The following is a 19,267-nucleotide window of genomic DNA, read 5'->3' on the forward strand; positions in this document are numbered from 1 at the left end:
AGCCAATGACTGAAATGTTAGAGATCGAATTTAAAACATTGCTAACTAAGGAAGATTACACGCGTTTGCTTTCGCACTATCAACTTACAACGGAATCCTTCCATATCCAAACCAATATTTATTATGATACGCCTGATTTCCAATTAAAACAGCGTGGTTGTGGGTTACGTATCCGCTTATTAGATACCTATGCGGAGTACACATTAAAAACACCAACTACAGAAGGAAAATTGGAAACAACAGACACCTATACGCTCCAAGAAGCCACTAAAATGATCGAGGAACAGATACTGCCACGAACGGGTGCTGTTTTTCAAAAACTTCATGAGCTATCAATTGATTCCAAGCAATTATTCAAAATTGGCGAACTGACGACAAAGCGTGTTGAATTTACTATTGATGAAGGCTTGTTAGCCATTGACGAAAGTTGGGGGGAGCAGCTTCACGATTATGAATTAGAATTAGAAGTCACTGATGCTGCCAGTGGAAAAGTAGCATTTGAGCACTTCCTTCAACGTCAAGGGATTCCTTATCATCCTTCAAAAAATAAAATCCAACGAATGTTTGAGGCCAAAAATTAGAACTCTATCATTTTCATAAGGCTCATGAGTTCATTTTTTCGGGATTTTCTGGTAAGTTATACGTTGTGAATATTATTCATGATTTGCATAGAATCTAATTTGGGGGAGATTCGTATGATCGAAATCTATTTTTTTGTTAATCCATTGGGGAAAAACTGCTTTCATTTAGAGCAACAGCTCGTTCAATTTATTGATGAGGAATATGGAAAGAAGCCGAAAGACAAAGTACAGTTTCGTTTTCTACCACTAGTTAACTTGCAGACAATCGGGGATGTCATGCAGACTAACGGGATTTCTCAAACTAATCTTGAAGAGCGCAACAAACTATTTTCCATTACTTATTCAGCCGCATTAGATTGCAAAGCTGCGCATTTTCAAGGAAAGAAAAAAGGAAGACAATTTCTTAGCCGATTACAAGAAGCAGTCAGTTGTAAAAAAATTCCATATTCTCAACAGCTTTCTGAATCGATTTTTTCAGAAATTGGAGATCTAAATATGTTCAAAGAAGATCGACAATCTGAATTTGTCAAAGAAGCATTTTTCTCAGACCAAAAAATGGCCCGTGAAATGGGAATAAAGAAACATCCATCTGCTGTTGTTTATAATTATAATCGTGAACAAAATTTTGGAGTATTAGTTGAAGGCATGAACAGTGTTCGCCAAATTATGGCGATCTGTCAAGGAAAAGAAGACAGCTATCAGCTGTTTGAAAGCCATCCATTGCAAGCAACGAATCCACAACTTCATTCCGGAAATAGCCATTTATCTTTGCTTTCAAATTAAATCATAGATGTGTGTATCACACAAAATAAAAAGACACAAAACAAGGTAAACTGTTTTATGTCTTTTTTACTATTTTTTTAAATCAAATATATGTTTATGGTTAAACATTTCCTACAACATGAATACGGAACCTTTGACTTGATGTACCACGTCCCTCTCCTTCGGTAGCAACTAATTTCTGACCTTGTGAAGGAGTGCCATTTTCAATATCCAGTACTTTACCTGTTTCAATATTTTGTAATACAAAAAGTCCATCACCTAAAAGATCATCTACACCTACTTTATACAATCGCCAATTTGAATTTAGACCTGTCGTTGCAATTCTTGGATTTCCTTTGCTATCAAAAGATTTTTCAGATACAGATAAGGATGCTGATTTGATAAATCCGTTGAACTGATGAGCATCAGTTGAGAGAGTGTACGTCTCAGTAGCAAAATTATAAAACATATTCCATTTTTGATTCCATGAGGTAGCATTACTGTACATAATCACTTGGTCTAAATTACTTTGATCCCAATCCAATACCCTCCCTCTATTCATTTCACTTTGAATCGTTACAACTTTGTTGTTAAAGTAGTTAGCAACATTAGATCCTGGTATATTTTCTTCTATGCCTGCCGAGACAGTCTGACTTCCTCCGATTACTCCTAATGTCGTTATTACAAACGCTCCTACCATTAATTTTGTGAACACTTTCATTTTTTATTCCCCTTTTTGTTTTTTGTCTTTTTTTTGTTTTTCTTCAATTTAAATGAAATAAAGCTAGCTAAGGATCAAAGGTTGCCCACTACTCTAAGAACAAATCGTTGACTAGCAGTTCCAGTACCTTGTCCTTCACGTGCCACTAGGCCTTTCGTGTCGTACGGGCTACCATTTTCCAGATCTAATACTTTACCTGATTCAGCATTTTTTAAAACATAAACACCCGCACCCACAGCATCGCCTACTCTGTAAAGTTTCCAATTTACTTTTAATCCAGTCGTAGCAATCTTTGGATTTCCTTTACTGTCAAAAACTTTGTCAGATACAGCCAATTCTGCTGATCTGATATAGCCATTGATCTGGTGAGGATCAGTTGAGATAGTATATGTATCAGCACTAGAATCATAAAACATATTCCATTTTTGATTCCATGAGCCAGTATTATTGTACATGATTACTTGGTCAAGATTAGATTGATCCCAATCCAACGCCCTGTCCAAATCCATTGCACTTTCAATTCTCACCACTTTATTTTTAAAGGCGTCCGCAACATTAGAACCTGGTATGGTTTGATCCAAATCTGCCGAGACTGTTTGACTTCCTCCGACTACTCCTAATGCCGTTGCTACAAATGCTCCTACCATTAATTTTGTGAACACTTTCATTTTTTGTTCTCCTTTTTGTTTTTTGTTTGATACAAATCGATTTGTTGAACACAGTATGCCATGTTTTTATTTAGTAAATTTATTTTGAGTGGTAATACAACACTATTTATTTTTTATTTAATAAGTGCGTTAATTATAATAAAAAGCGCTTGTTTTATAGGCTATTTTTGCTTTTTCACGCACAATAAAAAGTAAATTTACTATGAATCTTTTTATGTTTTTTTATTTTTATTATTAAACATAAAAATATATTGTTTGCCAACTGTATAAAAAAGAGAATCGTCGGCTATTTGAAACACCTACAATTCTCTAATTACTTCTATTAAGTTATAAATAATACACACTGCCGGACTAACTTCCTTAAACAGCAGAATGACTCGACTTTCTTTTTTTATTCACAACAACGAGTAAAAGCAAGCAGATAAGAAGACTAATGATTCTCAGTGCAGGAGTAAATAATAGGAAGATCATCAAATTGGCAAACCCTTGAACGACGGCAGAATCCGATTGATACAATTGATCCAATGGCTCTGCAAACACGCTCACATGCTTATAAACATACGCAGTAAATAAATACATAGCAACACCTAATCCTACTATAAGGATATTTTTTGTTGATTTCGACAATTTCTGTTCCTCCATCTAATATTTATTGATCGGGTTTCTCTTTTTGTTTCCATAATCGGTCAATAAAATTTTTTTATGCTCTAACCAGAAATCCATTTTACCTCTAAATAACAAAATCAAAAAATATATGTACATGTTTCGTTCTAATTAGAAAACCTATAGTTGGTAATGAATCATCTCCTTATCCTCGTCCTTTATTGTTAATCAACACCCCTTCATCTCCTCACATTTATAACATAAGACAACATGTTTATCCTATACAAATCCATTGTACTACTAATGGATCGTCAACTCAAAAAAGGAGTAAAAAAGGGTTGCCCCTTCGTTACTCCTTTTCGATTGCAAATAATCGTAGTCAATACGCTGACTTATTCCATCATTTGCTTTTTAATCCCCGCAACATCCAACCCAAATTCTTGTTGTAAGAAATCTGGTGTGCCAACTTGACCAAAACGTTCATTGACACCGATTCGTTTCAGAGGAACGCCAATCCCTTCTTCTGCAAGAACTTCAGCGACTGAACTACCTAAGCCGCCAGTAATCGAGTGATTCTCAATGGTTACGATTTTTTTCTTACCAATTGCTTCACTGAGGATCAACTCTCGATCAATCGGTTTGATGGTAAACATATCGATCACTTCACAGCTGATTCCTTCTTCCATCAATTGTTCGGCTACTTGCAATGTTTCAGAAACGAGTTGCCCTGCCGCAATCAGCAGATAATCCGTTCCTTTACGCAAGACATTTCCTTTGCCTAATACAAACGTTGAACCTTTCTCATAAACAGGCGTGACGCCTTTACGATTTCCTCGTACATAATGGATGCCTGACATTTGATGAAATTCTTTGATGATCCATGCCATTTGTACGTCATCTGCCGCATCACATACTACGGAATGAGGGATGGCTTTCATTAAGGCCACGTCCTCCCAAGTCGTATGAGTTCCCCCATTGTGCCCTGCAGCAAATCCCGGATCTGAACCATAAATATTGATGGTATTCCCGCCGTAGCCACCTGAAATAAATAGTTGATCAAATACCCGACGTGTCGCAAATGGACCGAAAGTATGGATAAATGGCGTGTACCCCGACAAACTTAATCCTGCTGCGACACCAACCATATTTGCTTCGGCGATCCCCATATTGATAAAGCGGTCAGGGTGTTCCTTTCCAATTGCTGTCCAACCACTTGCAGAACCTAGATCAGCATCTAACGCAATGACTTTCTCGTCTTTTCTCATCAATTCATTGATGGTTTCCACGACACAAGTTCGTAATTCTTTTTCGATCGCTGTCGATTTAGTTAAATGGAACATCCCTTATCGCATCCTCTCGATTTTTTCTTCTAATGTTTGGATTGCTTGATCTGCTGCTTGATTGACTTGTTCCGTATTGAATTTCACGGAATGATTCGCGTCTAAAGTTTCAAAATATGGAACCCCTTGTCCCTTCACGCTATCAAGTACAATACAAACTGCTTGATCCGTCACTTCTTTACATTCGTTGATTGCAGCATCAATGGCTTGTATATCGGAACCTTTTACTTTTAAGGTATAGAAACCGAATGCTTCCATTTTTTTCTGTAAATCGAACGGGTCAAGGATGTCCTTTGTTTCTCCATCTAATTGCTTCTTATTATCATCGATGATCACGATGCAATGGTTTAATTTAAAATGAGCGATATATTGGAATGCTTCCCAACATTGGCCTTCATTCAACTCTCCATCTCCCACGATCAAGTACACATAGTTATCTTTTTTAGCGTGTTTAAATCCTGTAGCGATCCCCGCAGCCATTGAAGTCCCTTGACCTAAAGAACCTGTAGTTGCATCAACACCAGGTGTTTTTTGGCGATCCGGATGAGAAGGCAGTCTTGTTCCACCTTCATTGATCGTCAGTAACCATTCTTTGTCAAAATAACCAACATTTGCTAAAGCACTGTATAACCCAGCTCCTGCGTGTCCTTTAGATAAGACCAACCGATCGCGTTCTTCCCATTGTGGATTTTTAGGATCGACCTTCATCTGCTTACCGTATAAGACGGCTAACAACTCAACGATCGAAAATGAACCACCTAAATGCCCTTGCCCCATATGTTTGATACTGATCAATGTATCTAATCGTATTTTAGTTGCTAATAATTCCAGTTCTTTTAGCTGCTCTTCCTTGATGGTCAAAATGATACCCCCTTACTCTGCGACTGTATCTGATTTTTTACTTTTCTTTAAAAGTGTCAAACCGATCAAAACAGCAAGTACAGCGACCACACCAGAAATAACTGCAATTTGTCCGCCCATATTTGCTAAGTTTCCTAAAAAGATTCCTGAAACACCATAATCTGTATCTGAGAAAGTCGAACCTTGGAACCCAAGATCGCCCATTACTGGCATCAACAAGATCGGCATGAAGCTAATGATGATCCCGTGGATAAAGGAACCGATGACCGCGCCACGTACGCCCCCAGTGGCATTTCCATAAACACCGGCTGTCGCGCCACAGAAGAAATGAGGAACTACGCCAGGAATGATCACTGTTGTCCCGGTAAAGACCATGATCACTAAACTAACTAATCCACCAACAAAACTTGTTAAAAAGCCAATCAATACGGCATTTGGTGCATAAGGAAACACGATTGGACAATCCAACGCTGGAATCGAATTCGGTACTAATTTTTCAGAAATTCCTTTAAATGCAGGAACGATTTCAGCTAAAATCAAACGTACACCGGCTAAGATCACAAAAACACCTGCGGCAAATGAACCCGCTTGTTGTAAAGCATAAATAATGTAATTCGTGCCATCGCTCAATGTGGTAGTAATATAGTCACTTCCGGCAAACAACGCAACGATCACATAGACGATTGCCATCGTAATCGTGATACTTACTGTTGAGTCACGTAAAAAAGCTAACCCTTTAGGAAAATTGATGTCTTCTGTTGATTTTTCTTTATTTCCAACATATTTACCGATCAAGCCACTCAAAGCGTAGCCAAAGTTCCCTGTATGACCTAAAGCTACAGAGTCATTTTTTGTGATTTGACGTGTAAACGGTTGTGCGATTGCTGGAAAAATCGTATTACAGATGCCTAGTGCTAACCCACCGAATAAAACCAGACTAAACGTACTCATTCCTGTTACACTTAAAATGACTGCAATCATACATGCCATGTATAACGTTGCATGCCCTGTCAAATAAATGTACTTGTACCGAGTGATTCTCGCAATCAAAATATTGAATGCCATCCCCGCTAACATAATAAGTGCTGTATATGTTCCATAGGTAGTTAGAGCTAACGCTACGATCGCTTCGTTATTAGGAACAACTCCTTGCATATTGAATGCGACTTGAAACATTTCTCCAAATGGCGCCAACGAACTTTCTATGACCCCTGCGCCAGCTGTCACAACCAGAAATCCTACAAAGGTCTTGATTCCGCCTTTAACAGTCGTTGCCACATCTTTTTTCTGCAACATATTCCCCAATACAGCAATCAATGCCACTAAGATTGCTGGTGTACTCGCAATATCAATCAATAGATCTAAAATACTATTCATTTATTTTTCCTCCCCCAAAAAAATTTTTTATAGTAATCCTTTTTGTCTACATGTCTCCGCTACTTTTTCTTTCAATTCATCTAGATCGATGATACTCTCCAACACGACGATTTCACCTAAATGTTGTGCGCTATCTGCTAAATCTCTACCGATAAAAAAGACATCTGCTAATTCTGGTGCTGCACTTCCTAGATCGTAATGAGCAACTTCCACTCCACTTACCCCTAGATCATTTAATACTGAATTGATATTCATCTCCACCATAAAACTTGATCCTAATCCTGAACCACATACTGCTGCAAATTTCATTTTTCATCTTCCCCTTCTTTGATCACATGAATGATTTCTTCTACATCTTTCGCTTCGAGTAATGACGCTAAACGTTCTTTATTCGACAAAATTTTCGTCAAGCTAGCTAAAGCTTTCAAGTGCATCTCGTTGTCCACTGCTGCTAAACAGATAAATAATTGGATGGGATGTTTTTCATCGTCGCTCAATAAGACTGGATCAGTTACCTTCAGTAATGACATCCCAATTTCTTTTACTCCATCTTCTGGTCGTGCATGAGGCAAAGCAATTCCTTTTCCAATATGGATAAAGGGCCCATGTTCAATGACCTTTTCGATCATCGCCCCCACATACTTTTCTTCGATTTTATTGGTCGTTAACAAAGGCTGAGCTGCCTCGGTGATGGCTTCTTGCCATGTCAGTTGTTTGTCCGTAAATTGTATGGTTTCTTTTGTTAATAATTCTGATAACATCGGCCGTTGATCTTCCCTTCTGTTCAATTCTTTGTTTATTTTTCTCTCGACGATCTGTCGCAGTTTCCTCTTTGTCATTCCCTCTTTCAAATCAATATATGGAAAAATCACTTCCAAAATTTCTTCGATCGAATGCACACCTCTTTCTGAAACATAAAATGCTTGTTGGACCTTTTTAACTAATTCATTTTTTTCTAAAGGAGTCATGATGGGTTTCACAACATAACTGGTCACCGGTGTTTTTAGTGGGACACTGGAAAACACCATATCAATGTCTTCCGAAAAACGAAGCATCTGATATTCTTCTGTTGATCGTGCCGGCAAAAATTCGATTTGTGGAAATAGCTCTTGTAATTCCGATTCCATGATCAAGCCAGAGCTGATGCCACTCGGGCAGACGATCATCGCCTTTAATCGTTGGTAATGATGTCGCTCCTTTTGTTTTCTGATCTCTCCACCAAATAAAATCGTAAAATAACCAATTTCTGTATCCGGAATCTCGCCAACTAATTGTTTGAGTGGATAAAGCGCTAAACGAGTCAATTCAAATAATTCTCGATATTGGGTTTTGATTTCATCGATCAACACATTATTCAATGTGAATCGATAGCGGATACGAAAATAAGCGGGAACAAGATGATAAAAGAAATTCATCAATAATTTCCGATAGTCAACAAACCGGACAGCGGATAAACGTTCCATCTCATGGATAACCTCTCTTGCACATTCCAATAAAAATTCTACAGAGTGATCCTCGATATCGCCTTGTAAAACAGTCTTTAACAGCACAGTCAAATAGCACTCTTCTTCTACTTGATTTTTGATTTGACCAAAATCTGTTAAAAATTTTTTGCTTGCTTGATAGACATTCAAAGAGGTCAGCATCTCTTTGTCTTTTTCAGTTAGAAAAACTGCTTTTTTTGTGATCCGTGACAATAAAAAACTAATAAAATACAACATTTCCTCAAAACGACTAGGAACGATGATTAAATCAAATTCCTCTAAAATACGAAGCAGGCGGTCTCTCACCACAACATAATTCGTTCTAGAAATGCCATAGATCCCTTCAAAAAGTAACCAGTGGCCGTTCTTGGTGTCTGTTAGTACTCCCACAGTTGAATAAGCTACGCGGCGAACATCAAGTTCAGCGCCATCTATGTAGAAGCCTTTTTTTCTCGAATAAATCAGGCGAATGTCTTCCTCTTGGAGTTTCATTCTTAAATTTCTGACATCTTTTAAAACTGTATTCTTACTTACATTGAATAATTCTTGAAAATAATAAACAGATAAGTCATCAACCATCGAAAAGGCAAGAAGATAGATCATGGCTTGTCTTTCCTCTTCAGAAAAATATAGTTCCTGTTTTGACACTTCGAAGAGGACTTCAGACCATCGTCGTCGAATCACCTCTGGAACCAGTACCTCCTCTCCAGAGATATTTATTTTTTGCCCTAGCTTTTTGTCACAAAAATGATTGATTTTTGTTAATTCTATTTTTAGAGTCTCTTCCTCCAAGTTCGTCAGTTTTATCAATTTTTGTCTGTTCGTTTCCTCAAACAGATAACTCAAGCGGTAATTGATCATCCCCGTCCCCCCATTTCAACTATAATGACTTTTTACTGGAAACGCTATCACACTTCAACCCAATTTGACTCGTGCTTTTTCCATTTTGATGGACCGAACAGAGTCAACGACGCAGCCGTGTATTAAAATTAAAATAAAAAAAGTAAGTCACCAGAAAAAAATCTTGCAAAAAGAAACAGCGAAATCCCAAAATAGGAAAAACGATTTCCGGATTTCACTGCTTATTTCAGTTGCCTATTTTGGTACTCCCTTTAACTCTCACTTAGCAACAATAGCAAGCTCGTTTTACGCTGATTCAATCTCGTTGAATCAGTTTTCGATCCTTTATTTCATAGACTTGATCTGCCACTTGTTGAACAAAATAAGGGTCATGCGAGGTAAACAAAACAGTTCCATGATATTGTTTCAAAAAATACTCTAGCGCATTCATTGTCCGCAGATCAATAAAATTAGTCGGTTCATCTAGAATCAATATGTTGGAAGGCTTAGCAAACAAGGTTGCTAGTGACAGCCGTGTAGCTTCTCCTCCACTTAACGAACAAACTGATTGTTGGATAGTCTCCGGTGAAAAGCTTAAATGGTGTAGCATACTTCGGATCAAACTTTCTGGATATTCGGTCTGACGCATCAAATACTGTAGAACGGTCAGATCCTCAACATAGTGATAATCCCTTTGCTCATAGACAGCAAAAGTAACTTTGGGACTAAGCTTCACTCCATTTTTATGCTGTAAGATGTGTCGTAATAAACTAGATTTCCCACTGCCATTCGATCCAATAATCGCGATATTTTTCCCTAGTGCGAAGGCAAAGTTAACTTCATCAAGCAGGATTTTTTCATCATAATGGATCGTCACTGATTCACCTACGACTGGGAACTTATTGTGTAAAACAGTTGTTTCTGACTGCGGGAAATCAATCGGATGCTTTTTTTGTACTCTTGCGACTTCCGTTAATTTTTCTAAACGTTTCTCCATTGACTTCGCCGCTTTCATTATCCCTTTTTGACCACTTTCTTTTTGTTTTGTTCCTGACAAACGATCAGGTTTCCGACTGTTTTTATTACTTCTGCTTTTTTGATTGGAAGATTGTGCCATTTTTTTGGCTTGTTGCTCTTTTTTGATCATGCTGTTTTCTAATTTTTTACGTTCTCTCAAATAGTCATCATACGCTCTTTCTTGAGCAATTACTTCTTGTTCTTTTTGCTTTACATAATCATCATAATTCCCTGTATATTCTTTGATCGTATGTCCCGATACTTCCCATATTTTGTCAGCTAATTCATTGAGAAATAAGCGATCATGGCTAACAAAAACTAAGGTTCCATAATAATACCGAAGTTCTTCAATCAACATTTGCACGCTTCGTTGATCTAAATGAGTGGTTGGTTCATCTAACAACAAACCTGTCGTGTACGTAGATAATACTTGTGTCAAACGATATTTCGTTTCTTCACCACCACTAAAGTGAGCCATTTGATTGGGAACTCGGAAACGGCTGAGTAACTCCAAATCGATTTCTTCGACTAGATGCTGACTAACGGTATCGATCTGTGCAAAATATTTAAAATCAATCCTTCGATCTACTCTTCCTTTTTCTGGTAGGATTTCTCCAGCTAATAATTTAAGTAACGTCGATTTCCCGCTACCATTATCTCCGACGATACCGATCCGCGCATTCTCATAAATCGCTTGCTCATTGATTGTTAATACTTCTTTTCCGTTATACGTAATCTCAATCTCTTTTAATAGCATTGCTAATGCTTCCATTGTTTGCACTCCTTTTGTGCAAATGAACATCCTTCTAACGGAAACACAAAAAAGAAGCAGCCTGTGAAAGACTGCTTCTTCAAGAATTTTGTCCATACTAAAAAAGCATAGAAAAAAGCAAAGTTCCCGTGAATTGTCATTTACAAGTTGTTTTTAAACGATTCAATTAATTGTTTAAAAATACTTGATCCAAATAAAACAACCACATGTCACATCGCTCCTTTTCTCTAATTACATTTATTTTATCATGATTGAAACCGTTTGACAAACGATTTTAAAAGCGTGACAGACATCAAATTTCTGAAAAACCATCCTTCAATTCTTGAAGGATGGAGAAAAGAATGATTTCCTCTCACTAGACGAACGGGGGAACCATCACATAACTAATAATGATTTGATTGCTTTTCGTTCATCCATTGCCTCATAAGCAGCTTGAACTTGATCTAACTCGAATTGTTGCGTAAAGACTTTACCTGGTTCGATTTTATTTGATAAGACTGCTTCTAATAGTGAAGCTCGGTCGTGAGTCGTCACAGCCGCAATCCCTCCACGTAAGCCGATATTACGATAAAACAAAGCGTTCGTATCCAACTCATCTACGTGAGGAACCCCCACACGTCCAACAACTGCACCTGGTCGACCAACTTTCACTGCCGTTTCAACCGCTTGTTGCGTCCCTACACACTCTAACACTGCATCCGCGCCGGCACCTGTTAATTTCATGACCTCAGCGATTGCTTCTTCTCCACGAGTCGCAATGATATCCGTTGCTCCAAATGTCAAAGCTAGCTGTTGACGGTCTTCATGTCGACTCATCGCAATGATTTTTGATGCGCCTAACAATTTTGCTCCAATAACTCCGCATAAACCTACAGCACCGTCTCCGATCACAACGACTGTATCTCCTTCTTTCACCTCAGCACTCACTGCTGCATGATAGCCCGTTGCCATAACATCCGCCAACGTAACAAAGGAATTTAACATATCATCGGAATAATCTTCTGGTTTACCAGGGATTTTTACTAACCCCCAATTCGCATTGCGATAGCGAATATACTCTGCCTGATAGCCTGTTGAACCTGAAGTATCTGATAAACAATCACCATCAAACCCAGCTAAACAAGCCTCACATTCCCCGCAACCATGGGTAAAAGGCACAATAACAAAATCACCCGGTTCAACGTTTGTAACACCTTCTGCTACCTCTTCTACGATACCGATCGCTTCATGTCCCGCAGCAGATCCTGCTTCTTTTTTAGAGATGCCACGATACCACCATAAATCAGAACCACATACACTTGCACGTACCACACGAATGATTGCTTCGTTCTCTTGATTCAATTCTGGCTTAGGCATTTCTTTGATAGCCATTTTCCCTGGTTCTAAAAATACTGTTGCTTTCATCGCTTCCACTCCTTAGATTAATTGCTTCTAGTATATCCCCTTGAGTCAACTCCAAGTCAAATAAAAACAATTATAGCCAGTCTTTTTCCAATAAGCCGGAAGAAAATGAACTCGCTTTTATGTACTCGCTATGGTATCATAGCGTTGAAAAGCGGAATTGCGTCAACAACTCCGCTTTAGATAGCACCGTTTTACTGGTGGCTAGTTTATTTCAGTTACAAAAAATAACCGTTAAACTGTCCAAAGTTTAAGTGGCGGTTATTTTTTGTTGTCTTTGTCGCTGACGATCAAGACCAATGTTGCAAACGATAATGCAAACATCAATGCCTCAAACACAGACATGCTTATTCCTTTCTAGGAGAAAGCCACAGATCAACATAGGCATCACCTCTTTTCTTAAGGCTAGCCACCGCATCAACTTTACTATCATTGTCAGTATACTATAAACCGAAAATTTAAACCTTAATTTTTAGATTTTTTCGTTATTTTTGGTATTGCGATTTCTACCTCTTTTTGTTCTTCTACCATAACAAAAGAAAGTGAACTCGCTTTTATGTAGCAACTATGGTATCATGACTTTGAAAAGAGGAGTTGCATCAACAACTCCCCTTCAGATAGCATCGTTCAAAACAATGGCTAGTTTGATATTGATTCAAAAAATAACCGTTAAACCTTCCAAAGTTTAAATGGCGGTTATTTTTTGTTGTCTTTGTCGCTGACGATCAAGACCAATGTTGCAAATGATAATGCAAACATCAATGCCTCAAACACAGACATGCTTATTCCTTTCTAGGAGAAAGCCACAAATCAACATAGGCATCACCTCTTTTCTAAAGGCTAGCCACCGCATCAACTTTACTATCCCTGTCAGTATACTATAAACTGAAAATCTAAACCTTAATTTTTGAATTATCATGTTATTTTTAACAGTAAAAACCGGAAAAGTGTTGAGTGAGAAACTCACAAACTTTTCCGGTTTTTGGCAGGATCAGAACGGACCTAGAAAGATCCAATCAATAGATCACTCAACACATGATTTCTATAATTCTTCCACTAATGCTTCTAATTCATTTAATCGTTGTTCAAACACGGCCATTGCATCTTCAATATAAGCTGCTTGGGTCATGTCCACACCAGCTTTCTTCATTACTTCTACTGGATAATCGCTGTTTCCTGCTTTTAGATACGTTAGGTAAGCATCTAATGCGCCTGGTTCTTTCTCCCAGATTTTCTTCGCTAAAGCAGATGCAGCAGAAAATCCTGTTGAGTATTGATAGACATAATAATTATAGTAGAAATGTGGGATACGCGCCCATTCATCTTTGATTTCTGGATCTTTTTCAACAGCTGGACCATAATACTTAGCATTTAATTCGCCATAGCTTTCACTTAGGTACTCACTCGTCAAAGGTGTTCCTTTTGCATCTTCTTGATGCATGAAGTGTTCAAACTCTGCAAATTGTGTTTGACGGAAAATTGTTCCTTTAAAACCATCTAAATAATGATTCAAGACATAGGCACGAACCCGAGGATCTTCTTCGGTCGCTAATAAATGTTCGGTCAAAATATTTTCATTTGTTGTTGACGCGATCTCGGCTAAAAAGATTGAATAATCACCATAGACGAAAGGTTGGTTCGAACGTGTGAAATAGCTGTGGACACTATGGCCCATTTCATGGACCAAGGTGAACAGTTGATCCAACGTATCATGCCAGTTCATCAAAATGTAAGGGTTGGTATCATAACTACCAGAAGAATAAGCGCCACTGCGTTTCCCTTTATTCTCGACTACATCGATCCAACGGTTTGAAAATGCTTCTTTTACGACAGCCAGATATTCTTCTCCCATTGGCGCAAGTGATTCGATGGCTTTTTCTACTGCTTCTTCATACGTGAATGTGATTGGTGCTTCTCCTAATACCGGAGTATACAGATCATACATATGCAATGTATCTACGTTTAATAGGCGTTTACGTAGTTCCATATATCGATGCAATAATGGCAAATGTTTGTTCACAACAGTAACTAAAGTATCATACACACTTTCAGGAATATGGTTATTGCTTAGTGCAGCTTCTCTGGCAGAAGCGTATCGACGTGCTTTGGCTTTGAAGTTGTGCCCTTTGATATGCGTCCCAAGTGTGGAAGCAAAAGTGTTTCTAAATTGTGCATATACGCTGTATAGTCCTTTGAACGCCGCTTCACGTACTTCACGATTGGTACTTTCTAATAATTGACCATATACACCATGCGATAATTGGATCTTTTCACCATTCTCGCCAGTGATTGTTGGGAACTCTAAATCAGCATTATTCAATACTGCAAAGGTACCACTTGAAGCACCAAAGATTTCTCCGGCTCCAGCAAGTAATGCTTCTTGATCTGCTGACAAGATGTGTGCGCGGTTATCAACCATTTGTTTGACATAATGACGATAAACTTCTAATTTTGGTTCTTCTTCAAAATATTGCCAAATTTGCTCATCAGAAAGTTGCAATACTTCTGGCTCATACCAAGCAATTGCTTCACTCACTTTTGAAAGTAAACTTCCAGCACGAGCATACAATGCTTGATATGTCGTATTTGTCGTATCTTGGTCATTTTTTAAATGGGAATAGACATAAATAAGCTCAACTTTACGATACATTGTTAAGACAAATTCAAGCGCCTCCAAAAATGCTGTTGCTCCATTACCTAATGTTCCTTTATAATGCTCAGAATTTTTTAATTCTTCAGTCAATTCTTCGTACTTTTTATTAAATTCTTGATCGCTTGAAAAGATTGGTGTTAGGTCCCATGTCAATTTTTCAGGCAAATCTTCTCTATTTGGTAACTTCGTTGTTTCGCTCATCTGTTCCACTCCTTTTGTTCATCTTTGCAACTATGCTTTTCTGAATAAAAAATAATAGTTACTTTTTACTTACTCTTTTGAGTTTATCATAACTCTTTCATGTTTTGTATATGGAATTCTTCTCTGATTATTATTTTTGTACGAAACGTTTACACTCTTCATAAAACAATCGATAAATTTTTTGTTCATCAATCAAAGGAAATAACCACTCATTTTTATATTCCTTGATTTCCTGATACCATTTATCGAAAGAACTTGTTTTCTTATCATTCTCTTTGCATTTCATCTGTGAAAACAGCAACCGATAAAAGAATACTTGTTCAGAAAAAAAGCAAAAGAAATCACTTCCTTCATAGATCCACGATTCAAGATAAAGCACATGCTTCTTTCTTAGATAGCACTGTTCTTGTACTCCTAATACTTTTTTATTTTTTCGAATGATTTGTTTTGCTAACCAGTCTTTTGTTTTCACGGAAGAAGAACTTGGTATTTTTCGCAATGAGCCACTTTCGACTTCTAATATTGTTAATAGCTCTTTCTCAAAAAAGGACCAAGAAGATTGTTCAAACCTGATTTTCCCCGATAAGTCTGTGAAGATCTGACTATATAAGTAAACCTTTTGCGTAGACCAGTCGATTTGCCAAAAGTGGAGCTGTCGTAAATCGTCGTAGTAGCAAAACTTTTTTTCTAATCTTAAGCGATCGTTCCTTTTGAAAAATTTCATTCCTAATAGCCACCAAACAACATACCCATTTGCTTTGTAATTGATCGTCCTTTCGATCATTCGCTCATAAGACAATGGAGAACATTGGATCTCAAACGCATGATGACCAACCAAGATATCCGGACGTTGCATCAGTTGTGATAGATACCCTTCCATTTCTACTCTTGGATAGCTTTTTTTCAACCATCGGAAACATTGTCTTTTTAGATTAAGATGCTCTTCAGATTCCGCCTCACTAAATACTTGGCAGTCCGAAGTATCATGATGGAAAAAATGGGCGATCCTCTTCATTCCTCTTTTTAAAAACACTTGATTCCCACAGTTTGGACAATAGTAGTCGCACTCTTTTGTTGCATCAGTTGCTAAAAAAATAGACCCTTCTTTGTCTTTGGCGAGTAACATCGACTCACTTCCTTTCATTAGATAAATACGCCAACGAAAAAAAGGTCTCAACAAATGTTGAGACCCTCGACAAAGCATACCTAGCAATGTCAACTATCGCTATGTTAGCTTATCCTATGCTTTATTCAAAATAAAATTTTACTCGTTCCAGAGCATTACGTTCCATCAATTGCTGCCCATATTCATTCAATGCTTCAGCTGTTCGTGTACTTTTCTCAGCGAATTCTAAAATACGTGCATATTGATTTTCAACATCGGTTTGATTTAGATTTTCCATCCAAAAGTGAACAACTAAATAATAACGTTCTTCTAATTGGTATAGATCTGTCCAAGCTGATTCTAACTGAACATCATTGGCAAGCTGGATCACTTGCTCAAAGTCATTGAATACAAAGATTGCTCGTTGTTCACTTGCAGTAGTTGATTCTGTTAAGTCGCTTTCCTCTTCATTTGCAAGCATTTGACCTTGAAGAAACTCACTAACATCTGCGCTATTCAACGTCGATTCATTGTTTTGACCGATCTCTTCGTCTGGCATATTCTTACTGATAAACAGCTCTAGGCCATCCCCTTTTGGCAAAACTTGGAAAGTGACAGCTTCGCTACTTTGGAACTCCTCTTCAATATCCACTTCTTCTAAGATACTATAAAAAAAGTTTTCAATTTCTCTGTGGTTACCTAATAAATCTAAAAATGAGACCCCACGTTCTTCTAGGTCATCATGACCAATCATTACACGAATCGTATTCTCATTGATATGTTCCATTTCCATATGCTACACCTCACTTTATCCCAACTATCCATATAGATTAATTGTAGCGAAATAAGAATAAATGTAAAGAAAAAATCATTAAGTCCTAAAAAAACACAATTTATTTTTAATAAAAAAAACTTAGAAAGACATCACATCCTCCTAAGTTTCATTCTGTGTTTTCTATAAACCAGCCATTAGCTGGGCTTGACGTAATTCTAATTGACGAACATCTCGTGGTAAGAAACGACGAATTTCATCTTCATTAAAGCCGACTTGTAGACGTTTGTTATCGATCATAATTGGTCTACGTAACAAACCAGGATTGTTTTGTACAAGCTCTAAAAGTTCTTGTAATGGTAACTCATCAAGATCCATGTTTAATTTTTGGAAAACTTTTGAACGGGTAGAAATAATTTCTTCTGTTCCGTCTTCCGTCATTTGTAAAATTGCTTTTAATTCAGAGCTATTAAGAGGTTCTGAAAAAATATTTCGCTCTACAAATGGAATCTGATGCTCTTGCAACCACGCACGAGCCTTTCTGCAGGAAGTACAACTTGGGGAAGTATATAGTGTTAACAACGTGCATCACTCCTTTTTGTGATTATAGCCACATTTTTGTAACAGAAGATCCTGAATATCTTCCATCTGTTTCTATTATACCTAATCAACATTTAAATAGCTAGCTTTTTTTTAAATTATTTTTTAAAAAAATGAAAGTTATCTAAGATAGATATACAGTTAAACCAAGGTTTCTACTTAATTCTGAGTAAAAAAATTAGAGTTTTCAAATACTTTCACAATACAAAAAACACATAACACAGCACAAAAATCTGTACTAGTCTTTTTGAAAACTTTAAAAATGATAGCGTTTTTTTCACGTGTAATGTTTTTTATTTATTTAATAACATAAAATTTTAAAAACTCAGAAAATAAAAAAAACTAAAAAAATGTTGATTTTAACGCCACTATAAAATTGAAGTAGCAGATGCGTTCAACGGAAAAGTTAAAACCTACTAGCCAGCTTGCTAGTTAACGTTATTTTATATTTTGCTAATTTTATTTTTTCTGTATTAAAAAAACAAGTTATCTTTTGTTTTATTTATTTTTACTATTATAATCCATTTGACAAAGTGGAAAATAGATTTGTTGATTTCTTTATAATAAAATTAATTATTTTTAGTTAAAAAAACTAAAATACACAAACCTTATTCTGTCAACTAATAAGAAATATAGTAATAAAAACCTTTAAATCTCAACGTTTTTATCACCTTTTTTTTGATACAATAAGCGAGGATTTGTGAAAAGATAGAATATTGAAAGGCGTGTAATAATTTGATTAAATCAGTTGTATTTGATGTTGACGATACAATGTATGATCAGCAACAACCATTTAAGAATTCAGTTCAAAGCGTGGTACCTCAAGTAGCAGAAGAAGATATGCATGGATTATATATCCGTTTCCGCCATCACAGCGATGAGAATTTCCCAAAAGTCATGGCTGGAGAATGGACACTTGATTATATGCGTGCACACCGCATTAGTCAGTCCTTGATCGATCTAGGTTATTCACCTATCTCTGATGAAAAATGCTTAGTTTTCCAAGAAGTCTACGAAGAGGAACTAGCAAATATCTCTCTTCATCCTGAAGTAAAAAAAACACTTGATTTTCTTAAAGAAAAAAATATTCCATTAGGGATCATCACCAATGGACCAACTGATCATCAAACAAAAAAATTAAATCAACTTCAATTAACAAATTGGATTCCTGCTGATTGTATGCTAGTTTCTCAAGCAACTGGCTTTCAAAAACCAGAAAAGGAAATCTTCCAATTAGCCGAGAAAACTTTCAATATGTCACCTAATGAAACACTATACGTTGGCGATAATTACGAAAACGATGTGTTAGGTGCTAAGAGTGCCAATTGGCAGACGTTATGGTTCAATCACCGCAAACGTTCCATCAACGAGCGTCCGGTGTGTGATGTAGAGATCAACGAGTTCGATCAACTGCTATCCGCTATAAAAACTGCTGTAGGAGAAGCTCAGCTTGTCTGATCAAATAAGCATCTGCGAATAAATAAACAAGAAAAACCAAGGAAGATCACT

Annotated in this window: 17 protein-coding genes; 3 read left to right on the plus strand and 14 right to left on the minus strand. The window is 37.1% G+C overall.

Features of this window, described 5'->3' with window-relative positions; genetic code table 11:
* Nucleotides 1-5 precede the first annotated feature (5 nt).
* Complete coding sequence (locus tag IGJ14_RS12230) at nt 6-581, plus strand: CYTH domain-containing protein (RefSeq protein WP_065096658.1); 576 nt, start codon at nt 6-8, stop codon at nt 579-581.
* A gap of 114 nt (nt 582-695) precedes the next feature.
* Nucleotides 696-1,364, plus strand: a complete 669-nt coding sequence (locus IGJ14_RS12235) for a DsbA family protein (RefSeq protein ID WP_023520411.1) — start codon at nt 696-698, stop codon at nt 1,362-1,364.
* Between the two features lie 100 nt (nt 1,365-1,464).
* On the opposite strand, the gene IGJ14_RS12240 is transcribed toward IGJ14_RS12235, so the two are convergent.
* From IGJ14_RS12240 to spxA, 14 genes are all read right to left on the minus strand, one after another.
* Nucleotides 1,465-2,064, minus strand: a complete 600-nt coding sequence (locus tag IGJ14_RS12240) for an RICIN domain-containing protein (protein WP_195273336.1) — start codon at nt 2,062-2,064, stop codon at nt 1,465-1,467.
* Between the two features lie 74 nt (nt 2,065-2,138).
* Entirely contained in the window at nt 2,139-2,732 is a 594-nt protein-coding gene (locus IGJ14_RS12245; protein ID WP_065096655.1) for an RICIN domain-containing protein, read from the minus strand.
* Between the two features lie 360 nt (nt 2,733-3,092).
* Nucleotides 3,093-3,359, minus strand: coding sequence for a hypothetical protein (locus tag IGJ14_RS12250; RefSeq protein ID WP_195273337.1), 267 nt, complete (start codon nt 3,357-3,359; stop codon nt 3,093-3,095).
* 368 nt (nt 3,360-3,727) lie between these two features.
* Entirely contained in the window at nt 3,728-4,675 is a 948-nt protein-coding gene (locus IGJ14_RS12255) for a transketolase family protein (protein WP_195273338.1), read from the minus strand.
* Nucleotides 4,676-4,678: 3 nt separating this feature from the next.
* Nucleotides 4,679-5,536: a transketolase gene (locus IGJ14_RS12260; protein WP_195273339.1), complete on the minus strand. Its 858-nt coding sequence runs from the start codon at nt 5,534-5,536 to the stop codon at nt 4,679-4,681.
* 12 nt (nt 5,537-5,548) lie between these two features.
* Nucleotides 5,549-6,913: a PTS ascorbate transporter subunit IIC gene (locus tag IGJ14_RS12265; protein ID WP_104775740.1), complete on the minus strand. Its 1,365-nt coding sequence runs from the start codon at nt 6,911-6,913 to the stop codon at nt 5,549-5,551.
* Between the two features lie 27 nt (nt 6,914-6,940).
* Nucleotides 6,941-7,222 (minus strand): PTS sugar transporter subunit IIB, encoded by a 282-nt coding sequence (locus IGJ14_RS12270; RefSeq protein WP_010734248.1) that lies wholly within the window; start codon nt 7,220-7,222, stop codon nt 6,941-6,943.
* Nucleotides 7,219-9,258 carry a BglG family transcription antiterminator gene (locus tag IGJ14_RS12275; protein ID WP_104775741.1) on the minus strand — a complete coding sequence of 680 codons (2,040 nt, stop codon included), beginning with the start codon at nt 9,256-9,258 and terminating at the stop codon, nt 7,219-7,221. Before IGJ14_RS12275 ends, IGJ14_RS12270 begins: the two co-directional genes overlap by 4 nt.
* Before the next feature lie 295 nt (nt 9,259-9,553).
* Nucleotides 9,554-11,026, minus strand: coding sequence for a ribosomal protection-like ABC-F family protein (gene abc-f / locus IGJ14_RS12280; RefSeq protein WP_195273340.1), 1,473 nt, complete (start codon nt 11,024-11,026; stop codon nt 9,554-9,556).
* Nucleotides 11,027-11,401: 375 nt separating this feature from the next.
* Complete coding sequence (locus IGJ14_RS12285) at nt 11,402-12,430, minus strand: zinc-binding dehydrogenase (protein WP_195273341.1); 1,029 nt, start codon at nt 12,428-12,430, stop codon at nt 11,402-11,404.
* A 1,039-nt stretch (nt 12,431-13,469) separates the two neighbouring features.
* Complete coding sequence (gene pepF / locus IGJ14_RS12290) at nt 13,470-15,281, minus strand: oligoendopeptidase F (RefSeq protein ID WP_019723014.1); 1,812 nt, start codon at nt 15,279-15,281, stop codon at nt 13,470-13,472.
* Nucleotides 15,282-15,411: 130 nt separating this feature from the next.
* Nucleotides 15,412-16,407, minus strand: coding sequence for a competence protein CoiA (locus IGJ14_RS12295; RefSeq protein ID WP_019723015.1), 996 nt, complete (start codon nt 16,405-16,407; stop codon nt 15,412-15,414).
* A 121-nt stretch (nt 16,408-16,528) separates the two neighbouring features.
* Nucleotides 16,529-17,179 (minus strand): adaptor protein MecA, encoded by a 651-nt coding sequence (locus IGJ14_RS12300; protein WP_010734242.1) that lies wholly within the window; start codon nt 17,177-17,179, stop codon nt 16,529-16,531.
* Between the two features lie 162 nt (nt 17,180-17,341).
* Nucleotides 17,342-17,740 carry a transcriptional regulator SpxA gene (gene spxA / locus IGJ14_RS12305; protein WP_019723016.1) on the minus strand — a complete coding sequence of 133 codons (399 nt, stop codon included), beginning with the start codon at nt 17,738-17,740 and terminating at the stop codon, nt 17,342-17,344.
* 753 nt (nt 17,741-18,493) lie between these two features.
* Here spxA and IGJ14_RS12310 point away from each other — a divergent pair.
* On the plus strand, nt 18,494-19,216 hold the full coding sequence (locus IGJ14_RS12310) for an HAD family hydrolase (protein WP_010734240.1): 723 nt from the start codon (nt 18,494-18,496) through the stop codon (nt 19,214-19,216).
* Nucleotides 19,217-19,267 lie beyond the last annotated feature (51 nt).

Origin of the sequence: Enterococcus sp. DIV1304_2 (genome assembly GCF_050555445.1) — a bacterium.
In the GTDB taxonomy this organism is placed as follows: Bacteria; Bacillota; Bacilli; order Lactobacillales; family Enterococcaceae; genus Enterococcus_B; species Enterococcus_B pernyi.